General features: G+C 54.4%; 34 protein-coding genes and 1 tRNA gene. 9 read left to right on the plus strand and 26 right to left on the minus strand.

Annotated features, from left to right (window positions below; translation table 11 throughout):
• Positions 1-48 precede the first annotated feature (48 nt).
• Positions 49-2,010, plus strand: coding sequence for a molecular chaperone HtpG (gene htpG / locus RMS95_RS06725; protein ID WP_310644727.1), 1,962 nt, complete (start codon positions 49-51; stop codon positions 2,008-2,010).
• Between the two features lie 19 nt (positions 2,011-2,029).
• Entirely contained in the window at positions 2,030-2,761 is a 732-nt protein-coding gene (locus tag RMS95_RS06730) for a haloacid dehalogenase type II (RefSeq protein ID WP_310644729.1), read from the plus strand.
• On the opposite strand, the gene RMS95_RS06735 is transcribed toward RMS95_RS06730, so the two are convergent.
• The 21 genes from RMS95_RS06735 to rplN all read right to left on the minus strand — a co-directional run bounded on the left by RMS95_RS06735 (position 2,758) and on the right by rplN (position 13,819).
• Positions 2,758-3,744, minus strand: a complete 987-nt coding sequence (locus RMS95_RS06735; protein WP_310644730.1) for a serine/threonine protein kinase — start codon at positions 3,742-3,744, stop codon at positions 2,758-2,760. The genes RMS95_RS06730 and RMS95_RS06735 overlap by 4 nt on opposite strands.
• Before the next feature lie 10 nt (positions 3,745-3,754).
• Complete coding sequence (locus tag RMS95_RS06740) at positions 3,755-4,108, minus strand: DUF1840 domain-containing protein (protein ID WP_310644731.1); 354 nt, start codon at positions 4,106-4,108, stop codon at positions 3,755-3,757.
• 30 nt (positions 4,109-4,138) lie between these two features.
• A complete protein-coding gene (locus RMS95_RS06745; protein ID WP_310644733.1) occupies positions 4,139-4,957 on the minus strand; it encodes an alpha/beta hydrolase in 819 nt (272 codons plus the stop codon).
• A 47-nt stretch (positions 4,958-5,004) separates the two neighbouring features.
• Positions 5,005-5,081 (minus strand) — tRNA-Met (locus RMS95_RS06750).
• 22 nt (positions 5,082-5,103) lie between these two features.
• Positions 5,104-5,499 (minus strand): 50S ribosomal protein L17, encoded by a 396-nt coding sequence (gene rplQ, locus RMS95_RS06755; protein WP_104799697.1) that lies wholly within the window; start codon positions 5,497-5,499, stop codon positions 5,104-5,106.
• A 78-nt stretch (positions 5,500-5,577) separates the two neighbouring features.
• Complete coding sequence (locus RMS95_RS06760) at positions 5,578-6,570, minus strand: DNA-directed RNA polymerase subunit alpha (RefSeq protein ID WP_100133807.1); 993 nt, start codon at positions 6,568-6,570, stop codon at positions 5,578-5,580.
• A 112-nt stretch (positions 6,571-6,682) separates the two neighbouring features.
• The gene (rpsD, locus tag RMS95_RS06765; protein WP_310644735.1) at positions 6,683-7,306 is read right to left on the minus strand and encodes a 30S ribosomal protein S4; all 624 of its coding nucleotides are present in this window, start codon (positions 7,304-7,306) and stop codon (positions 6,683-6,685) included.
• Between the two features lie 100 nt (positions 7,307-7,406).
• Positions 7,407-7,808 (minus strand): 30S ribosomal protein S11, encoded by a 402-nt coding sequence (rpsK, locus tag RMS95_RS06770; RefSeq protein WP_310644737.1) that lies wholly within the window; start codon positions 7,806-7,808, stop codon positions 7,407-7,409.
• 18 nt (positions 7,809-7,826) lie between these two features.
• Entirely contained in the window at positions 7,827-8,192 is a 366-nt protein-coding gene (gene rpsM, locus RMS95_RS06775) for a 30S ribosomal protein S13 (protein WP_100133810.1), read from the minus strand.
• A 25-nt stretch (positions 8,193-8,217) separates the two neighbouring features.
• Positions 8,218-8,331, minus strand: a complete 114-nt coding sequence (gene rpmJ, locus RMS95_RS06780; RefSeq protein ID WP_011481465.1) for a 50S ribosomal protein L36 — start codon at positions 8,329-8,331, stop codon at positions 8,218-8,220.
• 68 nt (positions 8,332-8,399) lie between these two features.
• Positions 8,400-9,716, minus strand: a complete 1,317-nt coding sequence (secY, locus tag RMS95_RS06785; RefSeq protein WP_310644739.1) for a preprotein translocase subunit SecY — start codon at positions 9,714-9,716, stop codon at positions 8,400-8,402.
• 25 nt (positions 9,717-9,741) lie between these two features.
• A complete protein-coding gene (gene rplO / locus RMS95_RS06790; RefSeq protein ID WP_310644741.1) occupies positions 9,742-10,173 on the minus strand; it encodes a 50S ribosomal protein L15 in 432 nt (143 codons plus the stop codon).
• Positions 10,174-10,182: 9 nt separating this feature from the next.
• The gene (rpmD, locus tag RMS95_RS06795) at positions 10,183-10,365 is read right to left on the minus strand and encodes a 50S ribosomal protein L30 (RefSeq protein WP_104799701.1); all 183 of its coding nucleotides are present in this window, start codon (positions 10,363-10,365) and stop codon (positions 10,183-10,185) included.
• A gap of 14 nt (positions 10,366-10,379) precedes the next feature.
• Positions 10,380-10,898: a 30S ribosomal protein S5 gene (rpsE, locus tag RMS95_RS06800; RefSeq protein ID WP_100133814.1), complete on the minus strand. Its 519-nt coding sequence runs from the start codon at positions 10,896-10,898 to the stop codon at positions 10,380-10,382.
• Between the two features lie 18 nt (positions 10,899-10,916).
• Entirely contained in the window at positions 10,917-11,282 is a 366-nt protein-coding gene (gene rplR, locus RMS95_RS06805) for a 50S ribosomal protein L18 (protein ID WP_310644743.1), read from the minus strand.
• Between the two features lie 11 nt (positions 11,283-11,293).
• Positions 11,294-11,827, minus strand: a complete 534-nt coding sequence (rplF, locus tag RMS95_RS06810) for a 50S ribosomal protein L6 (protein ID WP_310644745.1) — start codon at positions 11,825-11,827, stop codon at positions 11,294-11,296.
• Positions 11,828-11,851: 24 nt separating this feature from the next.
• Positions 11,852-12,247 carry a 30S ribosomal protein S8 gene (rpsH, locus tag RMS95_RS06815; protein WP_100133817.1) on the minus strand — a complete coding sequence of 132 codons (396 nt, stop codon included), beginning with the start codon at positions 12,245-12,247 and terminating at the stop codon, positions 11,852-11,854.
• Positions 12,248-12,264: 17 nt separating this feature from the next.
• Positions 12,265-12,570 carry a 30S ribosomal protein S14 gene (gene rpsN, locus RMS95_RS06820; RefSeq protein WP_100133818.1) on the minus strand — a complete coding sequence of 102 codons (306 nt, stop codon included), beginning with the start codon at positions 12,568-12,570 and terminating at the stop codon, positions 12,265-12,267.
• 8 nt (positions 12,571-12,578) lie between these two features.
• Positions 12,579-13,118: a 50S ribosomal protein L5 gene (gene rplE, locus RMS95_RS06825; RefSeq protein WP_104799704.1), complete on the minus strand. Its 540-nt coding sequence runs from the start codon at positions 13,116-13,118 to the stop codon at positions 12,579-12,581.
• Between the two features lie 2 nt (positions 13,119-13,120).
• Entirely contained in the window at positions 13,121-13,441 is a 321-nt protein-coding gene (gene rplX, locus RMS95_RS06830; RefSeq protein WP_104799705.1) for a 50S ribosomal protein L24, read from the minus strand.
• 9 nt (positions 13,442-13,450) lie between these two features.
• Positions 13,451-13,819, minus strand: coding sequence for a 50S ribosomal protein L14 (gene rplN / locus RMS95_RS06835; RefSeq protein WP_025596343.1), 369 nt, complete (start codon positions 13,817-13,819; stop codon positions 13,451-13,453).
• A 229-nt stretch (positions 13,820-14,048) separates the two neighbouring features.
• Between rplN and proC the strand changes: the two genes are divergently transcribed.
• Complete coding sequence (gene proC, locus RMS95_RS06840) at positions 14,049-14,879, plus strand: pyrroline-5-carboxylate reductase (protein WP_310644748.1); 831 nt, start codon at positions 14,049-14,051, stop codon at positions 14,877-14,879.
• A gap of 52 nt (positions 14,880-14,931) precedes the next feature.
• The gene (locus RMS95_RS06845; protein ID WP_310644749.1) at positions 14,932-15,186 is read left to right on the plus strand and encodes a hypothetical protein; all 255 of its coding nucleotides are present in this window, start codon (positions 14,932-14,934) and stop codon (positions 15,184-15,186) included.
• A 67-nt stretch (positions 15,187-15,253) separates the two neighbouring features.
• Here the strand turns inward: RMS95_RS06845 and RMS95_RS06850 are convergent, their stop codons facing one another.
• From RMS95_RS06850 to RMS95_RS06865, 4 genes are read right to left on the minus strand one after another with little or no spacing between them, the layout of a single operon-like run.
• On the minus strand, positions 15,254-16,159 hold the full coding sequence (locus RMS95_RS06850) for a UbiA family prenyltransferase (protein ID WP_310644751.1): 906 nt from the start codon (positions 16,157-16,159) through the stop codon (positions 15,254-15,256).
• A 10-nt stretch (positions 16,160-16,169) separates the two neighbouring features.
• Complete coding sequence (locus RMS95_RS06855; RefSeq protein WP_310644753.1) at positions 16,170-17,132, minus strand: LysR substrate-binding domain-containing protein; 963 nt, start codon at positions 17,130-17,132, stop codon at positions 16,170-16,172.
• Between the two features lie 4 nt (positions 17,133-17,136).
• Positions 17,137-19,341, minus strand: a complete 2,205-nt coding sequence (gene recG, locus RMS95_RS06860) for an ATP-dependent DNA helicase RecG (protein ID WP_310644755.1) — start codon at positions 19,339-19,341, stop codon at positions 17,137-17,139.
• A 30-nt stretch (positions 19,342-19,371) separates the two neighbouring features.
• Positions 19,372-20,550 (minus strand): hypothetical protein, encoded by a 1,179-nt coding sequence (locus tag RMS95_RS06865; protein WP_310644757.1) that lies wholly within the window; start codon positions 20,548-20,550, stop codon positions 19,372-19,374.
• Between the two features lie 171 nt (positions 20,551-20,721).
• Between RMS95_RS06865 and RMS95_RS06870 the strand changes: the two genes are divergently transcribed.
• Positions 20,722-21,462 carry a hypothetical protein gene (locus tag RMS95_RS06870; protein ID WP_310644759.1) on the plus strand — a complete coding sequence of 247 codons (741 nt, stop codon included), beginning with the start codon at positions 20,722-20,724 and terminating at the stop codon, positions 21,460-21,462.
• A gap of 7 nt (positions 21,463-21,469) precedes the next feature.
• Here the strand turns inward: RMS95_RS06870 and RMS95_RS06875 are convergent, their stop codons facing one another.
• On the minus strand, positions 21,470-21,718 hold the full coding sequence (locus RMS95_RS06875; protein ID WP_310644761.1) for a helix-turn-helix transcriptional regulator: 249 nt from the start codon (positions 21,716-21,718) through the stop codon (positions 21,470-21,472).
• A gap of 98 nt (positions 21,719-21,816) precedes the next feature.
• Here RMS95_RS06875 and RMS95_RS06880 point away from each other — a divergent pair, with 98 nt between their 5' ends.
• The 4 genes from RMS95_RS06880 (at position 21,817) to RMS95_RS06895 (ending at position 26,312) form a co-directional block, all read left to right on the plus strand.
• Positions 21,817-22,587: a hypothetical protein gene (locus RMS95_RS06880; RefSeq protein ID WP_310644762.1), complete on the plus strand. Its 771-nt coding sequence runs from the start codon at positions 21,817-21,819 to the stop codon at positions 22,585-22,587.
• A gap of 87 nt (positions 22,588-22,674) precedes the next feature.
• Entirely contained in the window at positions 22,675-23,757 is a 1,083-nt protein-coding gene (gene queA, locus RMS95_RS06885; protein ID WP_310644763.1) for a tRNA preQ1(34) S-adenosylmethionine ribosyltransferase-isomerase QueA, read from the plus strand.
• Positions 23,758-23,767: 10 nt separating this feature from the next.
• Positions 23,768-24,958, plus strand: coding sequence for a tRNA guanosine(34) transglycosylase Tgt (tgt, locus tag RMS95_RS06890; RefSeq protein WP_310644765.1), 1,191 nt, complete (start codon positions 23,768-23,770; stop codon positions 24,956-24,958).
• A gap of 82 nt (positions 24,959-25,040) precedes the next feature.
• Positions 25,041-26,312 carry a dicarboxylate/amino acid:cation symporter gene (locus tag RMS95_RS06895; RefSeq protein WP_310644767.1) on the plus strand — a complete coding sequence of 424 codons (1,272 nt, stop codon included), beginning with the start codon at positions 25,041-25,043 and terminating at the stop codon, positions 26,310-26,312.
• Positions 26,313-26,356 lie beyond the last annotated feature (44 nt).

Here is a 26,356-nt window from a genome sequence, read left to right on the forward strand (position 1 = left end):
TGCCCCACATCTCGGGGCGTTGTTTTTTGTAATTTAGTTTTTGAAACCATGACCAAACAAACCCATTCCTTCCAAGCCGAAGTCTCGCAGCTGCTGCACCTTGTCACGCACTCGCTGTATTCCAACAAAGAAATCTTCTTGCGCGAATTGGTGTCTAACGCCTCTGACGCCTGCGACAAGTTGCGCTACGAAGGCCTTAACAACGATGCGTTGTTTGAAGGCAACGCCGACCTCGAAGTGCGTGTGAGCTTTGACAAAGATGCCCGTACCCTGACCATTGCCGATAACGGCATTGGCATGAGCCAAGAAGAAGCCATTGCCCACCTCGGCACGATCGCCAAGAGCGGCACGCGCGAGTTCATGGGCAAGCTCAGCGGCGATCAAAAAACCGATGCCAAAGACCAAGGCGCGTTGATTGGCCAGTTTGGTGTGGGCTTTTACTCGGGCTACATCGTGGCGGACAGCATCACGGTCGAGTCACGCCGTGCAGGCTTGAAGGCCGAGGAAGGCGTGCGCTGGAGCAGCACGGGCACGGGCGACTTTGAGGTGGAGACCATCACCCAAGCCGAGCGCGGCACCAAGATCATCTTGCACCTGCGTGACGATGCCGAGGAATACCTGAGCGCATGGAAGCTCAAGTCGGTCATCAACAAATACTCAGACCACATCTCTTTGCCCATCCGCATGCGCAAGGAAGAGTGGAAAGAGGGCGAGAACGACCAACCCGGCGAAATGGTGCTGACCGATGAGTGGGAAACCGTCAACCAAGCCAACGCCCTGTGGGCACGCCCCAAGAAAGACGTGACCGCCGAGCAACACGCCGAGTTTTACAAACACATCAGCCACGATTTTGAGCCACCTTTGGCTTGGAGCCACAACCGCGTAGAAGGCAGTACCGAGTACACCCAGTTGCTGTACATCCCTGGTAAAGCGCCGATGGACTTGTTCAACCGCGACAAAAAAGCGGGCTTGAAGCTGTATGTCAAACGCGTGTTCATCATGGACGATGCCGAAGCCTTGATGCCCTCTTATCTGCGTTTCATCAAAGGCGTGGTGGATTCGGCCGATTTGCCACTGAACGTGAGCCGCGAGTTGCTGCAAGAAAGCCGTGACGTCAAAGCCATTCGCGAAGGCAACACACGCCGTGTGTTGGCCGTGCTGGAGGACTTGGCCAAGTACGACAAAGCCCCCGTCGCAGGCGATGACGGTGTTACTGATGTACTCAGCGACGAAGACAAAGCCAAGCAAGGCAAATACAGCCAGTTCTACGCCGAGTTTGGTGCAGTGCTGAAAGAAGGTTTGGGCGAAGACTTTGCCAACAAAGACAAACTGGCCAAACTGCTGCGCTTTGCCAGTACCAGCTCGGACAGCGTGAGCGTGTCATTCGCCGACTACAAGGCGCGCATGAAAGAAGGCCAAGAGGCCATCTACTACATCACCGCTGACACCTTGGCGGCGGCCAAGAACAGCCCTCAACTGGAAGTGTTCCGTAAAAAGGGCATCGAAGTGTTGTTGATGACCGACCGCGTGGACGAATGGGCTCTGAACTTCTTGCAAGAGTTCGATGGCACACCGCTGCAGTCTGTCGCCAAAGGTGCCGTGGACTTGGGCTCACTCCAAGACGAAGCGGAGAAGAAGGCGGCAGAGGATGCGGCAGAAGCATTCAAGCCCGTCTTGGCCAAGCTCAAAGAAGCGCTGAAAGACAAAGCCGACGACGTGCGCGTGACCACCCGCTTGGTGGATTCGCCCGCTTGTTTGGTGGTGAAAGACCACGGCATGTCCATGCAACTGGCACGCATGCTCAAGCAAGCGGGTCAACAAGCGCCTGAGATGAAGCCCGTGCTGGAAGTCAATGCGGACCATGCCTTGGTGAAAAAACTCAGCGCAGATGCCAACCCCAACTTCAACGATTTGGCCCACATCTTGTTTGACCAAGCGCTGTTGGCTGAAGGCGGCTTGCCTGAAGACCCTGCCGCCTATGTGAAACGGGTGAACGCACTCTTGGTGTAAAACATAGTCCATGGCACACATGGACCTCCCTCACCCCGCGTCAGTTGACGCAGTCAAGGCCAACACACGCGTGTTGGCCTTTGACATTTTTGGCACGGTTGTCGATTGGCACGGCAGCATTGTTCGGGAGGTGCAAGCGCTCTACCCGTCTGTCGATGCCAACGCATTTGCGTTGGCTTGGCGTGCTGGCTACCAACCCGCCATGGCACGCGTGCGCTCGGGCGAGCTGGGCTGGACCCGCATTGACGAGCTACACCGCTTGATTCTGGAGACCTTGCTCCCGCAGTTTGGTTTGACACATTTGAGCGAGGCGCAACGTGTGCACCTCAACCGCGTCTGGCATCGCTTAGAGGCATGGCCCGACAGCGTGGCGGGACTTCAACGACTCAAAACCAAATTCACCCTTTGCACACTGTCTAACGGCAACCTTGGGCTTCTGACCAACATGGCCAAACGCGCGGGACTGCCTTGGGACTGTGTGCTGTCAGCGGAAGTCTTTAGGGCTTACAAGCCAGACCCAGCCACGTACCTTGGCGTCGCCCAAGTGTTCGACCTGCAGGCGCATGAAGTCATGCTGTGCGCCGCGCACCATGATGATTTAGCGGCGGCGCGTGCATGCGGCTTGCTCTCGGCCTACATTGAACGGCCCCTCGAGTTTGGTGCCACGCAGCCCAAGGACGTTTCACCGCAGCGCGGCAACGATCTGCATGCACGCGACATGCATGCACTGGCCGATTTACTGGGTTGCTAAACGTAGAGCGGCTCTTCTTGCATGGCTTCACACTGCTCAACCAGCATGTGCGTTTGCCCCGCCCAATAGTCGCTGCTGCCAAACCATGAGAAGTGCTGTACGAATGCCGGATCGTCTTTGCGACGCGCGAGCCACGCGCTGTAATGGATCAAACGCAAGGTACGCAGGGGCTCAATCAACGCCAATTCATGGCGATTGAGTTCACGCATTTGCTCGTATCCATCGAGCAGCATAGACAACTGCAACGTACGCTCCTTGCGTTCGCCGCTGAGCAGCATCCAGAGGTCTTGTATGGCAGGCCCCATGCGCGCATCGTCTAAGTCCACAAAGTGCGGACCGCCATTCGGCAAATCTGTGGGGGTCCACAAGATGTTGCCGGGGTGGCAGTCACCATGCAAACGGATGTGATGTGCAGGGTGTTGGGCAAATTTTTGTGTCGCGATGTCGATGGCTTGGTTGCATGCCGCCAACCATTCTGTTTGCTGGTCCATCGGAATGGTCTGTTGCGCGATCAACCAATCGCGTGATTCCACGGCAAATGCGTGCACGTTCAATGTAGGCCGCGTTGCGAAGTTGCGCTGCGCGCCCACGTTGTGAATGCGTGCGATAAAGCGCCCAATCCACTCCAACACCTCGGCATCGTCGAGCTCGGGCATGCGCCCCCCGCGACGCGGACTCACGCTATAGGCAAAGCCGCGGGTGTGATGCAAAGTTTTACCTTGCAACGTCAGCGGTCCCACCAAAGGCACTTCTTCGGCCATCAACTCTGCGGCAAAACTGTGCTCTTCCAAGATCTGCGCATCGGTCCAGCGCTCAGGCCGATAAAACTTGGCGACAACCGCGCTGTTGTCGTCCAACATGACTTGGTAGACGCGGTTTTCATACGAGCTCAAAGCGGTCAATCGCCCGTCCACGGCAAGTCCAAGATCAGAAAGCGCATCCAGCACGACGTCTGGTGTCAGGGCGTCATAGGCATGCGGCATCCGCACCTCATCAAACACCCCAAACCACCTCTACGTGAGCGGCTTGGGCACGCTTGAGCATGTCGATGAAGGGCGTTGCACGCTGCCTTAACGACACATGGCGAGCCGGTTCATCCTTAGAGTTGCTGGCATCTGTGGCGTCTTCGCTCTTGGCGTGTTCTGCGGCCAACCTTTTGGCCTCTGCTTTGGCTAACTCTTCGGCTTGAATGGCGTCATGCAGCCGTTGGATCGCCATTGCCATCTCATCGGGTAACACAATGCCTTGGGCACCAGACTCTTTACCAATCAGGGACAAGATTTGTCGCGCATGTGGCTCGAGCATGATCAAGTCACTGGTTTCTTTGGATTTAAATTTGTACAGCATCGTTGCATTGTGCGCTGTTGAATCTAACGATCACCGTGTTTTTTCGAGCGCTGCATGAAAGGCGCTTGGATTTTCAAACTGCACCCAGTGCCCCGCATCTGGGATGACTTGGAACGTCGTGAGGGTATGCAACACGTCTGGCACACGCGCGAGCGTGTTCACGTACAAAGCATCTTCTGCGCCCCAAATGCCATGAACAGGACACATCCACTGTGTTTGGACTTTGGCCAACACATCGGTACGTGCAATACGTCGACGGCGCATGCGGTCTCGATCCACATTGTGCATCTGTAAATCGATGAGGTCTTCGGTCACACACTTAGGACTGGCTAACATCATCGCGTTTAAGTTGTGCCGATGCACTGCGCGACGCTGTGCATCCGTCATAGAGTCCAACATGCCGCGCATTGGCAAGTTCTCAACCATCAACCCTAAGCCCGGCACACCCACCAAAACCAAATTAGACACCAAGTCGGGATATTGCGCCGCCATTAATCCCGCCGTCATGCCCCCAAAAGAGAAGCCGACAACATCAACGGCTTTTTGGTGAAATGTTTCCGACAATATTTGAGCCACATAGGGCACCAAATCATCGGCATCTTTCACATGACTTGGCAATGCAGAGTCTCCAAAGCCTGGCATATCTAATGCCCAGACTTCACGATCTTGTGAAAGAGTCAACACATTATTGACCCAATGTGTCCAGCTGCCAGAGCCGCCATGCAAGAGCACGCATGGCTTGGTTTTGGCCCCGTGCGTTGGTCGCCACACATGCCAGACCAGAAGCCCCCACGGCATGGTCATCTCAATGCGCTGGGCATGGGCAAGTACGGTTTGAACAAGTGACATACGTTCAGACAAAGAAAAACGCCCACTGTGAAGTGGGCGTTTTAAAGTGGTTGCGCGAGTAGGATTTGAACCTACGACCTTTGGGTTATGAGCCCAACGAGCTACCAGGCTGCTCCATCGCGCGTCAAGAGGATTAGTATAACCTATTAAGCTGCTGTATCAGTAGAAACTTCAGAATCATTTTCTGAACGCTCCACCAATTCAACGAAAGCCATGGGCGCATTGTCACCAACGCGGAAACCCATTTTCAAAATACGTGTGTAGCCACCTGGACGTGCGTTGAAGCGTGGGCCCAACACATCGAACAATTTGACAACGCTGTCGCGATCGCGCAAACGGTCAAATGCCAAACGACGGTTAGCCACTGTTGGCACTTTGGCCAAAGTGATCATGGGCTCGATGACGCGACGCAGTTCTTTTGCTTTTGGCAATGTGGTTTTGATGGCCTCGTGCTCAATGAGCGAGTTCATCATGTTACGCAACATAGCCAAGCGGTGTGAGCTGGTGCGGTTGAGTTTGCGAAGTCCGTGTCCGTGACGCATTTTAAATTTCCTTAAGTTATTTTACCGGCCGCCGTATCAGGTACGGCCAGGGGACGTGATGTCAATGAATATTTTAAATCAACGGCGCTCTAAGCCTGCAGGTGGCCAGCTCTCGAGCTTCATGCCCAAGGTTAAACCACGTGAAGCCAGAACTTCTTTGATTTCGTTGAGAGATTTACGACCCAAGTTAGGCGTCTTCAACAGCTCATTTTCGCTACGTTGGATCAAATCGCCAATGTAGTAAATGTTTTCTGCTTTGAGGCAGTTGGCAGAACGAACGGTGAGCTCGAGCTCGTCAACTGGACGCAACAAGATGGGATCGAAGTTTTGTGTATTGCCCGAACCTGAAGAGGCTGATGTACCGGCCACTTCTTCGTCGCTCAATTGTGCGAACACTTTGAGTTGCTCAACCAAAATCTTTGACGATGCACGCACGGCATCTTCAGCAGAAATCGCACCGTTGGTTTCGATTTCCATGACCAAACGGTCCAAATCCGTACGTTGTTCAACGCGGGCGTTTTCAACGCTGTAGCTCACGCGGCTAACAGGCGAGAACGAGGCGTCCAACACGATACGACCGATGGACTTGCTTGGCTCTTCGCCGTAGCGACGCACGGTACCGGGCACATAGCCACGACCTGTTTCAACTTTGAGCTGAATGTCGATCTTGCCGCCTTGCGACAAATTAGCAATCACGTGCTCAGGGTTGATGATTTCAACATCGTGCGGTGTTTGGATGTCTGCCGCAGTGATCGGGCCTTCGCCGTCTTTGCGCAAGCTCAAAGTGACTTCGTCACGGTTGTGCAACTTGAACACAACACCTTTGAGGTTCAACAAAATGTTGACCACATCTTCTTGCACGCCATCGATCGATGAGTACTCGTGCACAACGCCAGCAATGGTGACTTCAGTTACAGCATAGCCAACCATCGACGACAACAAAACGCGACGCAGTGCGTTGCCCAATGTGTGTCCATAGCCACGCTCAAACGGCTCCAAGGTAACCTTGGCGCGGTTGTGACCCAGTTGCTCGACGTGGATGTTTTTAGGTTTCAGCAAATTTGTTTGCATTCAGATTTCCTCTCAATACCCCCGGCTCGTTACACCGGTAAGGCAGGGTGTCTGGACCACGCTGCGCGAGCAGGCAGCGTGGGGTGCGTTAGGTTGAAAACTTCAACCAGAATTAACGCGAGTACAGTTCGACGATCAGCGATTCGTTGATGTCGGCTGCAAATTCATCACGGTCAGGTGACTGCTTGAAAGTACCTTCAGCTTTTTCAGCATTGACTTCCACCCAAGCAGGCATACCCACTTGTTTGGCTAACTCGAGAGCTTCCAAAACACGGCCTTGCTTCTTGGATTTTTCGCGCACAGCGATCACGTCACCGGCTTTGACCAAGTACGAAGGAATGTTCACTTGGTTACCGTTGACCGTAATGGCCTTGTGGGACACCAATTGACGTGCTTCAGCGCGTGTTGAGCCAAAGCCCATACGGTACACAACGTTGTCCAAACGTGACTCAAGGATGAACAACAAGCTAGCGCCTGTGTTGCCCTTCTGGCGGTCAGCTTGTGCAAAGTAGCGGCGGAACTGACGCTCCAAAACACCGTACATGCGCTTGACTTTTTGTTTTTCGCGCAATTGCAGACCGTAATCAGACGTACGCTGACCCGATGTGCGGCCGTGTTGGCCTGGCTTGGTGTCGAATTTTGACTTGTCAGCGATAGAGCGACGTGCGCTCTTCAAAAACAGGTCGGTGCCTTCACGGCGTGAGAGTTTGGCCTTGGGGCCGAGGTAACGTGCCACTTGAAATTCCTTCTTTAATCATCTGCTCACAAAAAGTGAGGAGCCGCTGGTAGTGATACCAGCGGCGGTGGGCTTGTGGTTAACAATAAAAGCGAAAAGCTTAGATGCGACGACGCTTCTGTGGACGGCAACCGTTGTGCGGCACAGGTGTCACGTCAGCAATCGAATTGATGCGAATGCCCAATGCGGCCAAAGCACGCACTGAAGATTCACGACCAGGACCTGGACCTTTGATTTCAACATCGAGGTTCTTGATACCTTGGTCAACAGCCGCACGGCCAGCAACTTCAGATGCTACTTGAGCAGCAAATGGTGTCGACTTGCGTGAGCCTTTGAAACCTTGACCACCCGACGATGCCCGCGACAAAGCATTGCCTTGGCGGTCAGTGATCGTGATGATGGTGTTATTGAACGAAGCATGCACGTGTGCGATGCCATCGGCAATATTTTTACGAACTTTTTTACGGACGCGCGATGCTGCGCCGCTAGGTGATTTAGCCATTGTTCTGCCTCAATCCTGTTATTTCTTCAGCGCCTGGGCTGCTTTACGCGGGCCCTTGCGTGTACGAGCGTTGGTACGCGTACGCTGACCACGCATTGGCAGACCACGGCGGTGACGGAAACCACGGTAGCAACCGATGTCCATCAAACGCTTGATGTTCATGGTCGTTTCACGACGCAAGTCGCCTTCGATCGTGAACTCAGCGATCTGGTCACGGATCTTTTCGAGGTCCGAGTCAGTCAGATCTTTGATCTTTTTTGCGTAATCAATGCCACATGCTTCGCAAATTTTGCGAGCGCGTGTACGACCAATACCGAAAATCGATGTCAAACCGATTTCAGCGTGTTTGTGCGGCGGAATGTTAATGCCAGCGATACGTGCCATGTGCGTCCTCTTTAAACCAGTTCAATCAGCCTTGACGCTGTTTGTGGCGTGGATCTGTACAGATCACACGAACCACGCCCTTGCGGCGGATGATTTTGCAGTTGCGGCAAATTTTCTTGACCGAAGCCGAAACTCTCATTTCATTCTCCTAAAACCCAATTTTACCTCACCCCCATCAAAGGGATGAGACACCTGTTATCCGGTTCTTCAACCGAGCGTTGTTTTGAAACTGGCCTTTTTAAGCAGTGAGTCGTACTGCTGGCTCATCATGTAGTTTTGCACCTGAGCCATAAAGTCCATAGTGACAACCACAATGATCAACAACGAAGTTCCACCGAAGTAAAACGGGACGTTGTATTTCAAAATCAAAAACTCGGGCAACAAGCATACAAAAGTGATGTACACGGCACCAGCTAAGGTGAGTCGAACCAAAATCTTATCGATGTACTTGGCGGTGTGCTCACCTGGACGAATACCAGGAACAAACGCACCACTTTTCTTCAAGTTATCTGCTGTTTCACGGCTGTTGAAAACCAACGCAGTGTAGAAAAAGCAGAAGAAAACAATAGCTGCGGCATACAACATCACGTAGACAGGTTGTCCGGGAGCCAATGCAGCAGAAATATCTTTGAGCCAAACCATGCTGTCACCGGAACTGAACCAGCTGACAACTGTTGCAGGCAACAGAATGATCGACGAAGCGAAAATGGGAGGAATAACACCGGCCATGTTCAACTTCAGTGGCAAGTGCGATGACTGACCACCATAAACTTTATTGCCCACTTGGCGACGTGCATAGTTCACCAAGATCTTGCGCTGACCGCGTTCAACGAACACGACAAAGTAAGTGACCATCGCCACAACGACAACGATCAACAACGCAACCAAAATACTCATGGCACCAGTGCGAACCAATTCCAGCAAACCACCCACAGAATTTGGCAATCCAGCGGCGATGCCTGCAAAAATCAGAATCGAAATACCGTTACCCAAACCACGCTCCGTGATTTGTTCGCCCAACCACATCAGGAACATGGTTCCGGCAGTCAAACTCACCATCGCGGTCATACGGAAACCAAAACCAGGCACATTCACCAGACCTGCTGAAGCTTCCAAAGCCAAAGCAATACCCATGGACTGGAACAATGCCAAGCCTAAGGTGCCATAACGTGTGAACTGCGTGATCTTGCGACGACCTGCTTCGCCTTCTTTTTTGAGCTGCTCCAGAGAGGGCAACACATAAGTCAGCAACTGCATGATGATCGATGCAGAGATGTAAGGCATGATGCCCAATGCGAACACGGTAAAGCGCGACAAAGCGCCACCCGAGAACATATTGAACAAACTCAAAATGCCGCCCTGCTGACCCTTGAACAACTGCTGGAGTTGGTTAGGGTCGATGCCGGGCACAGGAATGTGCGCACCCACGCGGTAAACGACCAAGGCGAGCAGCAAAAAGATCAGTCGACGACGCAAATCGCCGAACTTATCTGAATTACCGACCGATGAAGGATTCGTTGCCACGGAGTGCTATTCCTAATTAGTTTGCTTAAGCGACAGAGCCGCCAGCGGCTTCAATCGCAGCTTTAGCACCTGCAGTGGCGCCAATGCCGTTCAACTTCACTGCTTTGGTCAGTTCGCCAGTTTTGACGACCTTCACAACGCGTGCAATGTGAGCCACCAAGCCAGCTTCTTTCAAGCTGTTCATGTCCACCTCAGTGGCACCCAACTGCTCCAAAGCAGCCAAGGTCACTTCAGCGTTGTACTTCAAACTCGTTGACTTGAAACCACGCTTAGGCAGACGACGTTGCAAAGGCATTTGACCGCCTTCGAAACCAACTTTGTGGTAGCCGCCTGAACGCGACTTTTGGCCTTTGTGACCACGGCCGGCAGTTTTGCCGAGACCGGAGCCAATACCGCGACCGACACGACGCTTGGCGTGTTTAGCGCCAGGTGCGTGTTTGATGTTATTGAGTTCCATCTTCAACCTTTACAGCACTTTGACCAGATAGCTGATCTTGTTGATCATGCCGCGCACTTCGGGCGTGTCTTGCAACTCGCTCACAGAATTGAGCTTACGCAGACCCAAGCCACGGACAGTGGCACGGTGCGATTCTTTGGTACCAATCGGGCTACGAACCAGTTGGATTTTCACAGTTTGTGGGGTAGTCATCGAATGCTCCGGGATTAGGCGAAGATGTCTTCGACGGTCTTGCCACGCTTGGCTGCGACTTCCGAAGCAGTTGTTGCGTTGTTCAAGGCATCCAAAGTCGCACGAACCATGTTGTAAGGGTTCGACGTACCATGGCTCTTCGCCACGATGTCGGTGATGCCCATGACTTCAAACACAGCGCGCATTGGACCGCCGGCGATGATGCCTGTACCCTTAGGTGCAGGGATCATCATGACGTTTGCAGCACCGTGGTGGCCATGCACTTTGTGGTGGATGGTGCCGTTTTTCAACGACACTTTGGTCATGTTGCGGCGCGCTTCTTCCATCGCCTTTTGAACAGCTGCTGGCACTTCTTTCGACTTGCCTTTGCCCATGCCCACGCGGCCATCGCCATCACCAACGACGGTCAAGGCTGCGAAACCGAGAATACGGCCACCCTTCACCACTTTGGTCACGCGGTTGACCGCGATCATTTTTTCACGCAGACCGTCTTCTGGACCATCACCCTGCGTTTTAGCTTGAAATTTAGCCATTTGTAATTTCCAATTCGATTAGAACTGCAAGCCAGCTTCGCGGGCTGCGTCGGCCAAAGCCTTAACGCGACCGTGATAAGCGAAACCGGAGCGATCAAACGCAACCTTCTCAACGCCAGCAGCTTTTGCTTTTTCAGCAATCAACTTGCCGATCACTTGGGCAGCATTGACGTTGCCGCCTTTGCCAGTTGCGCCAAGCGCTTTGCGCACATCGACTTCTGCGGTAGATGCAGATGCGAGCACTTTGGTGCCGCAACCAGAAATCACGCTGGCGTAAATGTGCAAATTGGTACGGTTCACCATCAAACGCGCCACGCCTTGGTTGGCGATACGAATGCGAGTTTGACGTGCCCGGCGAAGACGCTGCTCTTTTTTGGTCAACATGGTGCAGCTCCTTATTTCTTCTTGGTCTCTTTGATCGTGATCTTCTCATCCGAATAACGGATGCCCTTGCCTTTGTAAGGCTCTGGGGGACGAATTGCACGAATCTCAGCGGCCACTTGGCCCACACGTTGACGGTCAGCACCTTTGATGATGATTTCCGTAGCAGCAGGCGTTTCAACCTTGATGCCTTCAGGCATGTCTTTGTTCACGGGGTGAGAAAAACCCACCGCCAAGTTGAGCTTGGTACCTTGTGCAGCGGCTTTGTAGCCCACGCCGACCAACAACAACTTCTTTTCAAAGCCCTTAGTCACACCGGTCACCATATTGTTGACCAATTGGCGCAGAGTGCCACTCATGGCATTGGCTTCACGTGACTCATCCACTGGTGTGAATGTCACTTGACCAGCTTCGTTCACAACCTTCACCAAAGCGTGAGAAGCAACCGACAGCGAACCGCCGGTACCTTTGACACTGATGAGTTGGCTGTTGATTGACACGTCCACGCCTTGGGGGACGGTCACAGGCATTTTTCCTACTCGGGACATTTCAGTCTTTCCTTTAGGCTGCGGTTAAGCGACGTAGCACAGCACTTCACCACCGACACCGGTAGCGCGCGCTTTGCGATCTGTCATCACGCCTTGGGGCGTCGTAACGATAGCCACACCCAAGCCGTTCATGACTTGAGGAATAGCATCGCAGCCTTTGTAAACGCGCAAACCAGGACGGCTCACACGCTCAATACGTTCAATCACTGGACGACCTGCGTAGTACTTGAGAGTAATCTCAAGCTCAGTCTTACCAGCGTCTTTTTTAATTTGAAAACCGTCGATGTAGCCTTCGTCTTTCAGCACTTGCGCGATAGCGATCTTCACTTTGGAAGAAGGCACCATCACAGTGGGCTTAGCCACCATTTGCGCATTGCGAATACGAGTCAGCAAGTCGGCGATTGGATCACTCATGCTCATGTTGAATCTCCTGCCTATTACCAGCTGGCTTTGGTGATACCGGGAATGTTGCCTTGGAAGGCTAATTCACGAATCTTGGCTCGGCCGAGGCCAAATTGGCGGAATGTCCCGCGGGGACGTCCGGTGATGGCGCAACGGTTACGTTGACGTGTTGGGTTCGCGTTGCGAGGCAACTTTTGCAAACCCAAACGGGCAGCTGCGCGCTCTTCGTCGCTACGCTTAAAGTCGTTGGCAATCGCCTTCAACTCTGCGTGCTTAGCAGCGAACTTGGCAACCAGACGGTCTCGCTTGAGCTCGCGCTCGATCAATGCTTGTTTAGCCATGTTCGACCTCAGTTCTTGAACGGAAAACGGAAACCAGCGAGGAGAGCCTTGCACTCTTCGTCAGTCTTAGCCGTTGTCGTGATGCTGATGTTGAGGCCGCGCAGTGCGTCGACTTTGTCGTACTCAATCTCAGGGAAAATGATCTGCTCTTTAACGCCGATGTTGTAGTTACCACGACCATCGAATGCGCGACCAGAGATACCACGGAAGTCACGAACGCGAGGCAGAGCCACGGTCACGAAACGGTCCAGGAATTCATACATTTGCACGCCGCGCAATGTAACCATACAACCGATAGGCTGCTGCTCACGGATCTTGAAACCCGCAATAGCTTTCTTAGCCTTGGTCACCACAGGCTTTTGGCCTGCGATTTTGGTCAAATCGCTCACAGCGTTGTCCATGACTTTCTTGTCAGCGACAGCTTCGCTCACACCCATGTTCAGCGTGATTTTTGTCAAACGCGGAACTTGCATGGGCGATGTGTAACCGAACTTAGCGGTCAACTCAGGAGCCACTTTTTCGCGATAGTGTTGTTGCAGTCGTGCCATGCTTATGCCGCCTTGATTTCTTCGCCGCTGGACTTGTAGACGCGCACTTTATTGCCGTCAGCCAGAACCTTGATACCAACCCGATCAGCCTTACCTGTTGCAGCGTTGTAAATTGCCACGTTGGACTGATGAATTGGCATTGTTTTTTCAACGATGCCGCCTTGCGTGCCAGCCATTGGGTTTGGCTTGGTGTGTTTTTTCACCAAGTTAATGCCATCGACCACCAAGTGGCTGTCATCACTGCGCAGCGACACAACGCCACGCTTGCCTTTGTCACGCCCAGCGAGGACGATGACTTGGTCGCCTTTGCGAATCTTGTTCATGATGTGCCCTTACAGAACTTCAGGAGCCAAGGACACGATCTTCATGAACTTCTCAGTACGCAACTCGCGCGTCACTGGGCCAAAGATACGGGTGCCGATAGGCTCCAATTTGGCATTGAGCAAAACTGCTGCATTGCCGTCGAATTTAACGAGCGAACCGTCACCGCGGCGAATGCCTTTGGCAGTACGAACCACCACAGCACTGTAAACCTCGCCTTTTTTGACGCGGCCACGTGGCGCAGCTTCTTTGATGCTCACTTTGATGATGTCGCCCACGCTTGCGTAGCGACGCTTAGAACCGCCGAGCACCTTGATGCACAAAACGGACTTTGCGCCGGTGTTGTCAGCGACATCTAACCGAGATTCAGTCTGGATCATTTATATATTCCCAACTTGCATCAGTGAACGTCTGGCTTACACCACACACTCAACCGATCAGTCTTGGGCCCGTCATCCACGCCACGAACCACTCGCAACGCTTCTACTTGGGCAGATAACTCCGCTTTTTGAGCGGAGCCGCAGATTATGGCACAACTATTTAGGCTGCGTCAATTTATTTCACAAAATTTTTCTGTGCGCTCTGGTCGTGTGCTTCACAATCTCTTCCATGCTTGATACACACACCCCCTTATCGACACTCGCCTTCATTGGAGGCGGCAACATGGCCAGCGCCATCATTGGCGGCCTCATCAAACAAGGCACCCCAGCTGACAGCATCTTGGTGATAGAGCCCTTTGATGAAGCACGCCAGCGGCTCGAAAGCCAATTCAAGGTCAAAACATCCCCCACAGCAGGCGCCGCGTTGAAAGAAGCAGGCTTGGTGATTTGGGCCGTCAAACCACAAGTGTTCAAAGATGCCGCCCATCAGACGGGTGCTTTTTGCAAACATGCTCTTCACTTGAGCGTGGCCGCCGGCATTCGCAGCGACAGCATTGCCGAATGGCTGGACACAGAACGCGTGGTACGCGCCATGCCCAACACCCCAGCCTTGGTCGGCCTAGGTCAAACGGGTCTGTTTGCACGACCTTCAGTGACCGTGAAAGACAAAAAATGGATTGAGCAGGTCGTGGCAACCACCGGGCAGCACCTGTGGGTCGATGACGAAGCATTGCTAGATGCCGTCACGGCCATTTCTGGCTCAGGCCCTGCCTATGTGTTCTTTTTCATCGAAGCCATGGTGGATGCTGGCGTCAAAATGGGGTTGACCGAAGCGCAAGCCCACCAACTAGCGGTCGGCACCTTTGTCGGCGCGTCTGAACTAGCGCGCAGCGCCAGCGAATCCCCCGCCATCTTGCGCGAACGCGTAACGTCGAAAGGCGGCACCACCTACGCGGCCATCACAGCCATGCAAGAAGCGGGAATGGCCGCGCATTTCCAAGCTGCCTTGGTGGCTGCGCAGCAGCGGGCCGCCGAAATGGGCGAAGCGTTTGGACGTTAAGGCGCTCTAACCAATGCGACAATCAGTTCACAAGTATTTGAAACCCTCCATCATGAACAAATTCATCACATCGATCATCTCTGCTGCCGCCTTGGCATTGCCCTTGGTGGCTTCGGCTCAAGCCGTTGCCCCTGCAACCATGCCAGTCGCACCCGCCCCCCAAGCGGCACCGGCCGCGCAAGCCCCACAGGCAGCACCAGCCCCAACTTACAAAGCTGAGCCTTATGTAGCCCCTAAGGCAGACAAAAAAGCCAAGAAAAAGAAGCACAAAAAAGCCAAGAAGGCGAAGAAAGCCAAAGCACATTAATTTGCTGCTGACAACATCAAAAAGCGCTTGTCCTCAAGCGCTTTTTTCATGTCCCGTTGACCTTCAATCAAGGGCGTAAAGCGAACCCGATGGCGATGCCGGCAAATACCGTCGCCCCCAGCCAATGGTTTTGACGAAACGCGCGAAAGCACCCCTCACGCGTACGCCCGCGAATGAGCACAAAGTGCCACAACGCTTGCATTGCAGCCGCAAGCAAAGCCAAAGTCCAAGGCCAGCCCAAGCGCTGATCGGCCAACACCAAGGCCCAGCCCATGAGGTACACGGTGTAGAAGCCCATGATGGCCGCGACATCGAATCGACCCAGCGTGATCGCAGAGGTCTTCATGCCAATGCGTAAATCATCATCGCGATCGACCATGGCGTATTCCGTGTCGTAAGCCAGCACCCAAAACAAATTGAATGCCAAAAGTGCCCACGCTTGCCAAGGCACCACGTCACACCACATTTGCAAGGTCAAGGCTTGCCATGCCAATCCCTCGCCATGCATCACCGCAAACGCCATGGGAATGCCAAAGCTGAACGCCACGCCCAACACGGCTTGAGGCATCGACACATGGCGTTTGGCATAGGGATACACCAACGTCACAGCCAACGCCGCAAAAGACCAACCGACGGCGGCCGCATTCGTGGTCAGCACCAACACAAATGCCAGCAAGGCCAACACAGCGCCCACCGCCAACGCTTCACGCACAGACACCGCACCACGCGTCACGGGCCGCTGAGCGGTGCGCTTGACATGGCGGTCAAACTCGCGGTCCGCTACGTCGTTGATACAACATCCTGCGCTGCGCATCAGAATCGTCCCGAGCACGAAGACAGCCAGCGCGTGCCAACCGGGCCAGCCACCTGCCGCCAACCACAACGCCGAGAGCGATGGCCACAGCAGCAGCATCCAACCAGCCGGTCGGTTCCAACGGATCAAATCCAAATACAAGGCCCAGCGTTCGCGCATCCTCATCCCCTCACGACAAACGGTTCACGCCTGGTAATTCGCAGGCGTAAATGGCATTGCGCAAGGCAGCAATGGCCTCGTAACGGGTAAAGCTACGTCGCCAAGCCAACACCACGCGTCGCGTCGGAGGTGCGACGCCCTCAGCCTCAATGATGGGCAAATAACGCACATACGTTTCTTCGCTCTTTTTACGCTTTTGAGGCTCAAGCGCCTCCTTGGGCACACTCAAACGCGGCACCAAGGTCACGCCCATGCCTGCAGCCACCATGTGCTTGATGGTTTCCAAGGACGAGCCCTCAAAGCTTTTGCGAATCCCTTCCGCATGGCTTGAAAACCGAGCGAATTCAGGACAGACCTCCAACACGTGGTCTCGAAAGCAATGCCCATTGCCTAACAGCAACATGGTTTCGTTCTTCAGTTCTTCAGCGTTGATCTGCTGCAATGCGGCAAAAGGATGGTTGCTGGGCACGGCCGCCATGAACGGCTCGTCATACAGAGGCGCCGTGGCCAAGCCTGTATCTGGGAACGGTTCGGCCATGATGGCGCAATCGATCTCGCCGGTGCGCAACATTTCCAGCAATTTGACGGTGAAGTTTTCTTGCAACATCAACGGCATTTGTGGCGTTTTTTTGATGTTTTGACGCACCAAGGCTGGCAACAAATACGGCGCGATGGTGTAGATCACCCCAAGGCGCAAAGGCCCCGCTAACGGGTCTTTGCCTCGCTTCGCAATCTCTTTGATGCTGGCTGCTTGCTCCAGCACGCTTTGGGCTTGTCGCACAATTTCTTCACCCAAACTGGTGACGGCGACCTCGTTGGCGCTGCGCTCAAAGAGCTTGACCTCCAGCTCTTCTTCCAGCTTTTTGATCGCCACCGACAACGTGGGCTGCGACACGAAGCACGCATCAGCTGCGCGTCCAAAGTGTTTTTCACGGGCCACGGCCACGATGTATTTGAGTTCAGTCAGGGTCATGCGTTCAAGCTTTCAAGAAGTCCGATTTTCCACCCAACCAACGCGCCACATGCTGCTCGGCTTGACGCGGGTATTGATCCAGCATCTTCGGCGCCAGCTCGCGGGCCCATTCCAACAGTTCAACATCTTCTGCCAAGTCGGCGAATCGCAGCAGCGCAGCCCCTGACTGGCGCGCACCCAGAAACTCGCCAGGCCCTCGAATTTCCAAATCGCGGCGGGCGATCTCAAAACCATCGGTGGTCTCGACCATCGCTTTGAGGCGCTCACGGGCGGTCTCACTCAAGCGGCCACTGTCGCCGGTGGCGTACATCAACACGCACGCGGAAGCCGCCGCGCCGCGTCCCACGCGGCCACGCAGTTGATGGAGTTGCGACAGACCAAAACGCTCGGCATGCTCAATCACCATCAACGAGGCATTGGGCACATCCACCCCAACTTCGATCACCGTGGTACTGACCAACACCGCCATCTGCCCACTTTCGAACTTTGCCATTTCGGCCTTTTTATCAGCAGCCGGCATGCGCGAATGCAGCAAGCCCACCAACACGGGCGCACGGCCGGGCGGGTTCAGGGCCTCGGTGAGCAAGGCATGCGTTTCTGTGGCGTTGGTCAAGTCGATGGCTTCGCTTTCCTCAATGAGTGGGCAGACCCAATACACCTGTCGGCCTTGGTCGATTTGGTGGCGAATGCGCTCAATCAACTCATCACGGCGGCTCTCGGACACCAAGCGTGTCACGATTGGCGTGCGGCCAGGCGGCAGTTCATCCAAGGTGGACACATCGAGGTCCGCGTAATAGCTCATGGCCAAGGTGCGAGGAATGGGGGTGGCGCTCATCATCAGCATGTGCGGTTCTTGTTGAGGCGCAGAGACAGCGGCATCTCGACCATCCGCGTCTGATGCTTCAGTGGATTTCATCTTGTCGCGCAACGCCAAACGCTGCGCCACCCCAAAGCGATGCTGCTCGTCAATGATGGCCAAAGCCAAGTTTTTGAACTTCACTTGCTCTTGAATCACCGCGTGCGTGCCCACCACCAACGCCGCTTCACCGCTGGCGATGAAGCCCAGCATCTCCGTGCGCTCTTTCTTTTTTTGACTGCCCGTGAGCCACGCCACACGCTTGCCCAAGGGGGACAACAAAGGCTCAAGCCAGCCAATGAGTTTGCGAAAGTGCTGCTCCGCCAAAATTTCGGTCGGCGCCATCAACGCACACTGCCAGCCCCCATCCATGGCCACCGCAGCAGCCAGCGCAGCCACGACGGTCTTGCCCGAGCCCACATCGCCTTGCAACAACCGGTGCATGGGCACTTGGCGCATCAAATCTTGCGCCAGCTCTTCACCCACGCGACGCTGCGCGCCCGTCAAGGCAAACGGCAGCACGGCCAACAACTGTTCATGCAAGCCGCCTGCGCGCAACCTCAAAGCAGGTGCGCGCAGCAAATCGCGCGCGCGTTTGGACTGCAATTGCGACAGTTGCTGCGCGAGCAACTCTTCCGCTTTTAGGCGTTGCCAAGCGGGGTGTGTGCGGTCTTCCAACTGCGCCAACGACACATCGGGCGTCGGGTGATGCAAAAAATGCAACGACTGCGCCAGCCCCCACGCATCCACACTGCCGCTGTTGGCGTCACGCCCCTTGCCATAACGCAGCGTCGAGGGCGGCATGGACTCTTGCGGAATGGTCTCCGTGAACGCGCCGTGCCGAGCCGCGTGCACCAAACCCCCGTGCACCGCCTTGCGCAAATACACCTGCGGCAAGCCAGCGGAGGTGGGGTACACGGGCGTCAGCGCTTGCGGCAACTCGCCACCTGCGGCATGAAAACTGGGGTGCATCATCGTGCGCCCCATGAAACCGCCTTTGATCTCGCCACGCAAACGCAAACGGTTTCCCACCGCCAACGCTTTTTGCTGCGATGGATAAAAGCTAAAAAACCTCAAGGTACACGTGTCAGAACCATCGTCCACCTCGACCAACAATTGGCGGCGCGGTTTGTAGGTGATGTCGCAAGACACCACCGTGGCTTCGATTTGCACCATATCACCCTCTCGGGTGTCTGCCAATCGAACAATGCGGGTTTCGTCCTCGTAACGCAGCGGCAGGTGCAGCGCCAAATCAATGTCACGGTCGAGCCCCAGCTTGCGCAACGCCTTTTGTGGCGCAGAAAGCGGCTTGTTGTCTGTTTTGACGGTGACGGTGGGCTTGGCGGCAGGCATGGGCTGTGATTGTGCCCCGCCGCTTGAGAACTAGAACTGGTAGCCCAAACGCAGGCCTAGGCCGTGGCCGCCTGCATCGCGGTTCGGGGCGTCCGTGATGAGACGGTTGTGGATGTCTAAGCTGTTGTAGCTCCACTGCACCGCTGTGAAGACGCCCTTCGCCCAGTCATGACGCCAGCTGGCAGACAGGTTTTTGTTTTTGTAGATGAAGTAATTCCGGTCTGTGAAATAACCGGGAAATGGGTAGGAAGTCACGGTGTAAGAACTGTCGTAAACGTAGCGAGACACCGCGAAGGCAAACACATCTTGCGTCGAATGCCAATAATTCACCTCCAACACATCAGAACGACGCATTAAGTCGACACCCCCCAAATAACTGGGTCTGACGCTGCCAGGCACAGACCGGTTGTTTGACGCCATGTCATGCCACAGCGTTTGCACGCGAACTTGCACTTGGGGTGCCACGTAAAAAGCGCCCCCTAGAAATACCATGTTGTAGCTTTGATGAACGCGAAAAGACTCTGTATTCAAGCTACCAAACACATACTCCGACTGATCCGCATTGAGCAACCCCAAACGAACTTCAGAAGCCGTTTCTAAATTTTGGATGCTGACGGAAAACCCTTTTTTGTTATTGCGGTCAATGTGCGCATTGTCATAAGGCGCATTCGAAAACTCGGTCGTGTTGTAGTTCAACAGCAAGGGTCGATAGATGCCAGCCAATCCCTGGACACGATAGATTCCCAGAGGCGCGTTGACATACACCTGCAAGCCCGGCGCACCACCACTGGCATCACTCGTGGTCTTGACCATGCAAAACGGGTCGTTTTCACGCACCCAAGGTGAATCGATGTCGTAAGTTCGGCACCAACTGGTTTTGTAACTCACCACCCCTGCTTTGAACCCCAGACTGGGAGACACCGACCAATCCAAGCTCGCCTCGTCCACGTGCGTGCCCATGGCCTGATCGGCGCGCACTTTCAAGCTCAGCACCGCATGGCGATGCACCGTTATCTGTCCATCAAACGTGAGCCACGGTGACACCGATTTGTAATGCCACTCTGAATTCGTCGGCAGCATCAACAAAGCTTCTGGTCTTTTAGGGCTTAAGCGCCATGCATCCACCCCCACTTGTGCAACGTGCGAGGAAAAAATATCCGAGTCGTCGTCCAACGACTTTGCAGACACGCTCACGGCAAGTGTCAACAAGCACAAACACATCAACCACTGGGCACACACCAACCCGAGAGACCTTTGACAGGCGTGCCGCCCCCCGCAAGCGACGAGTAATTGATAGTTCGACATGGGCAATTAGTACTAAGTAAACTTTATTAAAACAATTGTTACCTATATTTAATCCTAAAAAGCTACATTAATGTCATGAAATGCAAAATTTGGACCTTCACTTTATCGGCGCTACTCACTCTTAGTGGCTGTGGCAGCAGTGGCGAAGACTGGGCCAGTAAAGACCCTAGTGCGCTCGCCACCTCAACCAACAGTTTTGATATTGCTGCGGCATGGACACAGTTGAACCTCACGCCCAACACAAAACAAATGAGCACCAGCGGCACGTGTTCAGGTACGTTCATCATCTCCAACACAGCCGCCACCTATGTGTCGAGCACCGACCTCTACAACTTCACCACAATCAACGGGCTTTATCAGCGGTGCAGCCCAGAATTTGCAAACTGGCAAGGGTTGCAGTACTACAACTCCGTGCACTACTTCAAATATCAAAATTTCAAGCTCTCAAATTTTCTATACAACTATCAAGGAGCACCCAATATCTGGCGAGCTCCAGCGAACTTCCCGTTTTCCGCAAAAGTTGGTGACTCAGGCTTAATTGGCGTACTCGACAACTACACGAATGCCAACCAAACAACAAAAGCAGGCGTCGAAGAGTGGCGTTATGTGATCGAACAAAACACGGCAACCACCGTTGTCTTCAATTTGATAGTCAACGCTTACGACACAACCACATCCAGCACGGCGACTGACTATTTATCGGCCCCCATCATTCAAACCGAGCAGTACCGATACGTTGTCACCGCTAACAACACCATGACACTTCGCTCTTACGACGTTGAACGACCAGACGGCTTCAAAGTCACGGCCAAGTAAGGACCGCTCAACCCGAAGTCGGTTGAATCTGCGAAACATCGCGCACCCGCTCAAACAACTCAAACACCGTCAACCCCAAACCCACCGCGATGACCTCCATCGCGTTGAGCGTGGGATTCGCTTGGCCGTTCTCAATGCGGCTGAGGTAGGTCTGATAGAAACCGCACTTTTCACTGAACTCGACTTGCGTCAACCCCTGCGCCTGACGCAGCGCACGCACGCATTGACCGAAGATTTTTTGGAGCGAAGGTTTCACCCTTAGGAATGTCCCAATTTATTCCTAATTCACATACACACTAATTCACATATAAAATCAATACGACAAACATCTGTCCACTTCATAGAAAGAACGCCATGCGCATTCCGAACCTTTTAGTTCTCGTCCTGTCTATCACTCTTACTGCTTGCGGGGGCGGAGGTGGCGGTGGCGACAACCAAGCAACGCAACAGTCTGCCGAAGGCGTCTGGGTCGGATCAACAACATCCAGCTCAGGGGCAAACACACCTGCGATTGGATTGATCCTCGATTCCGGTGAGTATTTTTTCGGCACAGGATCTGATTACTCAGGCGTGTCCTTTGGCAAGGCTTCCGTGACCGGCTCAACAATCACATCATCAAATATGCGGGACTACTACCCCTCTTTGAACGCTCTGGTAACCGGCACATTTACTGGGTCGGTCAGTACGGGGGCAAATATGAGCGTGAATGTTTCAGAAACATACAACGGCACGACTTACACAGGAACCGGTAGTTTTACGTTTGACACGACTTACAACGAGCCATCTGCTTTATCAACGATTGCTGGCACATACGTTAGCCCGAACGCATTTAGCAATTCATACACGTACACCGTTGACGCAAATGGTGTCCTCACTGGCTCATCCACAAATTGCACATTCGCGGGACAACTCACTGTGCGAAATAGCGCGAAAAACATTTACAACCTATCGCTCACCACAGGAAATGCCGCTGGGCATACTTGCGCAGCCGGTGCAAGAACATTGCAAGGTGCTGCAACATACATCGTGATGCCAGGTCGCACACGTCGTGCGTTAGTCCTAATTAGCTTGCTAAACGAAAACAGCTATTACTACTGGGTCACCGCAGCGGGTGAAAAACAGTAAAGTTTAAAAACTAAAAAACCTAAAAAACAGCCGTGCGAAAATCACGGCTGTTTTTACTTGGAACGGGCCCGTCCGGCCCTCAAGCGCATGTCACACACTTACACGCTCAGCGATTTCGATTTTGAACTGCCTGAGTCTCTGATTGCCCAGCACCCCGCGTCTGAACGCAGCGCATCGCGCCTGCTCGATGGCCGCCATGCTGAGTTTGCCAATCGCACCTTCAAAGATCTTCCCTCATTGCTGAAAGCCGGCGACTTGCTGGTGTTCAACGACACCCAAGTGGTGAAAGCCCGTTTGTTTGGCGAGAAGCCCACGGGCGGCAAGCTAGAACTCTTGGTAGAGCGCGTGCTGACCAACCACGAAGTGGTGGCTCACATGAAAGTGAGCAAAAAGCCGCCTGCGGGCACTGAGCTATTGATGGTCGGTGGGTACACAGCGACGCTCTTGGGCCGCTGGCCCAACGAAGACGGGCAACTGTTTCGCTTCCAGTTCAGCGACGAGCCGCACACGCTGATGCAGCAGCACGGCCACATGCCGCTGCCGCCCTACATCGAGCGCCACCAAAACACTGCTGATGCGCAACACGAAACCGAGGAAGGCAAAGCCGAAGACGAGCGCCGTTACCAAACCGTGTTTGCCAAACACCCGGGCGCTGCCGCGGCGCCCACTGCCGCACTGCACTTTGACGAAGGTGTGCTGCAAGGGCTAGAAGCACAAGGCGTGTCACGCGCCAGCGTCACGCTGCATGTGGGTGCGGGCACGTTTCAGCCAGTGAAGACCGAAAACTTGGCCGAGCACCGCATGCACAGCGAGTGGTACAACATCCCGCCCGAAACCATCCAAGCCATTGCCAACTGCCGCGCGCGCGGTGGCCGTGTGGTGGCGGTGGGCACGACCAGCGTGCGCACGCTGGAGAGCTGGGCACAAAGCGGGCTGACGAGTGGCGACACGCAAATCTTCATCACGCCCGGCTTTGCGTTCCAAGTGGTCAATGTGTTGATCACCAACTTCCATTTGCCCAAGAGCACCTTGCTCATGCTGGTCAGCGCGTTTGCGGGCTTCGAGCACATGCACGCGCTGTACCGACACGCCATTGCCAACCAATACCGATTCTTCAGCTACGGCGACGCCATGCTGCTCGAGAAGACCCCCGCATCAAGAACCGCTTGAAAGACCGACCATGTTGAAGTTTGACGTTCTCAAAAAAGACACCCCTGCCGCCGACGGCAGCTACGCAGGCAGCCACGCCCGCCGCGGCACGCTCACGCTCAACCACGGCGTGGTGCAAACCCCCATCTTCATGCCCGTGGGCACCTACGGCACGGTCAAAGGCGTGATGCCGCGCAGCCTCGAAGAAATGGGTGCACAAATCATCTTGGGCAACACCTTCCACCTGTGGATGCGCCCCGGCCTTGATGTGATGCAAAGCTTCGGCGGCTTACACGACTTTGAGCGTTGGAACAAACCCATCCTCACCGACAGCGGTGGTTTTCAGGTGTGGTCGCTCGGCGCGATGCGCAAGATCACCGAAGAAGGCGTGACATTTGCCTCGCCCGTGAACGGCGATAAGTTGTTCATGTCGCCCGAGGTGAGCATGCAAATTCAAACCACGCTCAACAGCGACATCGTGATGCAGCTCGACGAGTGCACACCGTATGAGACCAAAGGCCACCTCACCACCGAGGCGGAAGCCCGCAAGTCCATGGAGATGAGCCGACGCTGGGCCGTGCGCAGCAAAGATGAATTTGCGCGCTTAGAAAACCCCAACGCGTTGTTTGGCATCGTGCAAGGCGGTATGTTCACCAACCTGCGTCAAGAGTCGCTCGACGCATTGGTGGAGATGGACTTCCCCGGCTACGCCGTGGGCGGTGTGAGCGTGGGCGAGCCCAAAGACCAAATGCTCGAAATCATGGCGCACACGCCCCACCGTTTGCCAAAACACAAACCGCGCTACCTCATGGGCGTGGGCACCCCTGAAGACTTGGTGCAAGGCGTGGCCGATGGCGTAGACATGTTTGACTGCGTCATGCCCACGCGCAATGCACGCAACGGCACCTTGTTCACCCGCTTTGGTGATTTGAAAATTCGCAACGCCCGCCACAAGTCTGACCACGGCCCCTTGGACAGCACATGCAGCTGTTACACCTGCGCAGGCCACACACGCCCAGACGGCACCACCAGCGGCGGCTTTAGCCGTGCCTATTTGCACCACCTTGACCGCTGCGGCGAAATGCTAGGCCCCATGCTGACCACCGTCCACAACCTGCACTACTACCTGAACCTCATGCGCGAAGTGCGTGAGTCGTTAGACGTGGGCCAGTTTGGTGCATTCCGCAAAAAATTTGCCGAGGACCGTGCCCGCGGGGTTTGACGCGCACCCCCATGTGGAAAGCCACATGAAAAAAGAAGAGGTGGACGGTTAGATTCCTATGGTTAACCCTTAAGAATTTCATATGTCTAACACCCATCCCCCAAAACCCATTTACAAATCGCTTTACGTCCAAGTGCTGTTCGCTGTGGTCGTTGGCGTTTTGCTCGGTCATTTGTACCCACAAGTCGGCACAGACATGAAGCCCTTGGGCGATGGGTTCATCAAACTCATCAAGATGATCATCGCGCCCATCATCTTCTGCACCGTGGTGGTGGGCATTGCGGGCATGGAAGACATGAAAAAGGTGGGCAAGACCGGAGGCCTCGCGCTGCTGTACTTTGAAGTGGTCAGCACCTTGGCCCTCATTGTGGGTCTGATCATCGTCAACTTTGTGCAGCCTGGCGTGGGCATGAACGTGGACGCGGCCACCCTCGACACCAAGAGCATCGTGGCTTACACCGCCCCCGGCAAGATGCAAGGCACCGTGGACTTCTTGCTCAACGTCATCCCCACGTCGGTGGTGGATGCGTTTGCCAAGGGTGAAATCTTGCAAGTGCTGTTGTTCTCTGTCTTGTTTGGCTTTGCACTGCACAAGTTCGGAGGCCGCGGCACCATGGTGTTTGACTTCATCGAAAAGCTGTCACACGTGTTGTTTGACATCGTGGGCATCATCATGAAAGTGGCACCCATTGGCGCGTTTGGCGCAATGGCTTTCACCATTGGCAAGTACGGCGTGGCGTCCTTGTTCTCGCTGGGCAAGTTGATGGGCACGTTCTATCTGACTTGCTTGATCTTTGTCTTCGTGGTGTTGGGACTCATCAGCAAACTGCACGGGTTCAGCATTTGGAAGTTCGTGAAATACATCAAAGAAGAATTGCTCATCGTGTTGGGCACGTCCTCGTCTGAGTCGGTGTTGCCTCGCATCATGGAAAAACTGGAAAAAGCAGGCGCACGCAAATCGGTCGTCGGCTTGGTCATTCCGACCGGCTACTCGTTCAACTTGGACGGCACATCAATTTACTTGACCATGGCGGCCGTGTTCATCGCGCAAGCCACCGACACGCCGATGACACTGGTACAGCAACTCACATTGTTGGCCGTGTTGTTACTCACCTCCAAAGGTGCAGCCGGCATCACGGGCAGCGGTTTCATCGTGCTGGCCGCCACCTTGTCTGCCGTGGGCGGTGTGCCTGTGGCAGGCTTGGCGCTCATTTTGGGCATTGACCGCTTCATGTCTGAAGCACGCGCCTTGACCAACTTGGTCGGCAACGGCGTGGCCACGCTGGTGGTAGCCAAGTGGACCGGCGACTTGGACATGCAACAACTCCACGCAGCATTGGACGAAGAACAATAAACGGCGCACACCTTGCGCTGCCAGGCCTGAGTCACCGCAAGGGG

Origin of the sequence: Limnohabitans sp. (assembly GCF_031539175.1) — a bacterium.
Classification (GTDB): domain Bacteria; phylum Pseudomonadota; class Gammaproteobacteria; order Burkholderiales; family Burkholderiaceae_C; genus Limnohabitans.

Coding starts and splice junctions, on each gene's coding strand:
- htpG (WP_310644727.1), top strand. CDS start 49: ATGACCAAACAAACCCATTCCTTCCAAGCCGAAGTCTCGCAGCTGCTG.
- RMS95_RS06730 (WP_310644729.1), top strand. CDS start 2,030: ATGGACCTCCCTCACCCCGCGTCAGTTGACGCAGTCAAGGCCAACACA.
- RMS95_RS06735 (WP_310644730.1), bottom strand. CDS start 3,744: ATGCCGCATGCCTATGACGCCCTGACACCAGACGTCGTGCTGGATGCG.
- RMS95_RS06740 (WP_310644731.1), bottom strand. CDS start 4,108: ATGCTGTACAAATTTAAATCCAAAGAAACCAGTGACTTGATCATGCTC.
- RMS95_RS06745 (WP_310644733.1), bottom strand. CDS start 4,957: ATGTCACTTGTTCAAACCGTACTTGCCCATGCCCAGCGCATTGAGATG.
- rplQ (WP_104799697.1), bottom strand. CDS start 5,499: ATGCGTCACGGACACGGACTTCGCAAACTCAACCGCACCAGCTCACAC.
- RMS95_RS06760 (WP_100133807.1), bottom strand. CDS start 6,570: ATGCAAACAAATTTGCTGAAACCTAAAAACATCCACGTCGAGCAACTG.
- rpsK (WP_310644737.1), bottom strand. CDS start 7,808: ATGGCTAAATCACCTAGCGGCGCAGCATCGCGCGTCCGTAAAAAAGTT.
- rpsM (WP_100133810.1), bottom strand. CDS start 8,192: ATGGCACGTATCGCTGGCATTAACATTCCGCCGCACAAACACGCTGAA.
- rpmJ (WP_011481465.1), bottom strand. CDS start 8,331: ATGAGAGTTTCGGCTTCGGTCAAGAAAATTTGCCGCAACTGCAAAATC.
- rplO (WP_310644741.1), bottom strand. CDS start 10,173: ATGGAACTCAATAACATCAAACACGCACCTGGCGCTAAACACGCCAAG.
- rpmD (WP_104799701.1), bottom strand. CDS start 10,365: ATGACTACCCCACAAACTGTGAAAATCCAACTGGTTCGTAGCCCGATT.
- rpsE (WP_100133814.1), bottom strand. CDS start 10,898: ATGGCTAAATTTCAAGCTAAAACGCAGGGTGATGGTCCAGAAGACGGT.
- rplR (WP_310644743.1), bottom strand. CDS start 11,282: ATGTTGACCAAAAAAGAGCAGCGTCTTCGCCGGGCACGTCAAACTCGC.
- rplF (WP_310644745.1), bottom strand. CDS start 11,827: ATGTCCCGAGTAGGAAAAATGCCTGTGACCGTCCCCCAAGGCGTGGAC.
- rpsH (WP_100133817.1), bottom strand. CDS start 12,247: ATGAGCATGAGTGATCCAATCGCCGACTTGCTGACTCGTATTCGCAAT.
- rpsN (WP_100133818.1), bottom strand. CDS start 12,570: ATGGCTAAACAAGCATTGATCGAGCGCGAGCTCAAGCGAGACCGTCTG.
- rplE (WP_104799704.1), bottom strand. CDS start 13,118: ATGGCACGACTGCAACAACACTATCGCGAAAAAGTGGCTCCTGAGTTG.
- rplX (WP_104799705.1), bottom strand. CDS start 13,441: ATGAACAAGATTCGCAAAGGCGACCAAGTCATCGTCCTCGCTGGGCGT.
- rplN (WP_025596343.1), bottom strand. CDS start 13,819: ATGATCCAGACTGAATCTCGGTTAGATGTCGCTGACAACACCGGCGCA.
- proC (WP_310644748.1), top strand. CDS start 14,049: ATGCTTGATACACACACCCCCTTATCGACACTCGCCTTCATTGGAGGC.
- RMS95_RS06845 (WP_310644749.1), top strand. CDS start 14,932: ATGAACAAATTCATCACATCGATCATCTCTGCTGCCGCCTTGGCATTG.
- RMS95_RS06850 (WP_310644751.1), bottom strand. CDS start 16,159: ATGCGCGAACGCTGGGCCTTGTATTTGGATTTGATCCGTTGGAACCGA.
- RMS95_RS06855 (WP_310644753.1), bottom strand. CDS start 17,132: ATGACCCTGACTGAACTCAAATACATCGTGGCCGTGGCCCGTGAAAAA.
- recG (WP_310644755.1), bottom strand. CDS start 19,341: ATGCCTGCCGCCAAGCCCACCGTCACCGTCAAAACAGACAACAAGCCG.
- RMS95_RS06870 (WP_310644759.1), top strand. CDS start 20,722: ATGAAATGCAAAATTTGGACCTTCACTTTATCGGCGCTACTCACTCTT.
- RMS95_RS06880 (WP_310644762.1), top strand. CDS start 21,817: ATGCGCATTCCGAACCTTTTAGTTCTCGTCCTGTCTATCACTCTTACT.
- queA (WP_310644763.1), top strand. CDS start 22,675: ATGTCACACACTTACACGCTCAGCGATTTCGATTTTGAACTGCCTGAG.
- tgt (WP_310644765.1), top strand. CDS start 23,768: ATGTTGAAGTTTGACGTTCTCAAAAAAGACACCCCTGCCGCCGACGGC.
- RMS95_RS06895 (WP_310644767.1), top strand. CDS start 25,041: ATGTCTAACACCCATCCCCCAAAACCCATTTACAAATCGCTTTACGTC.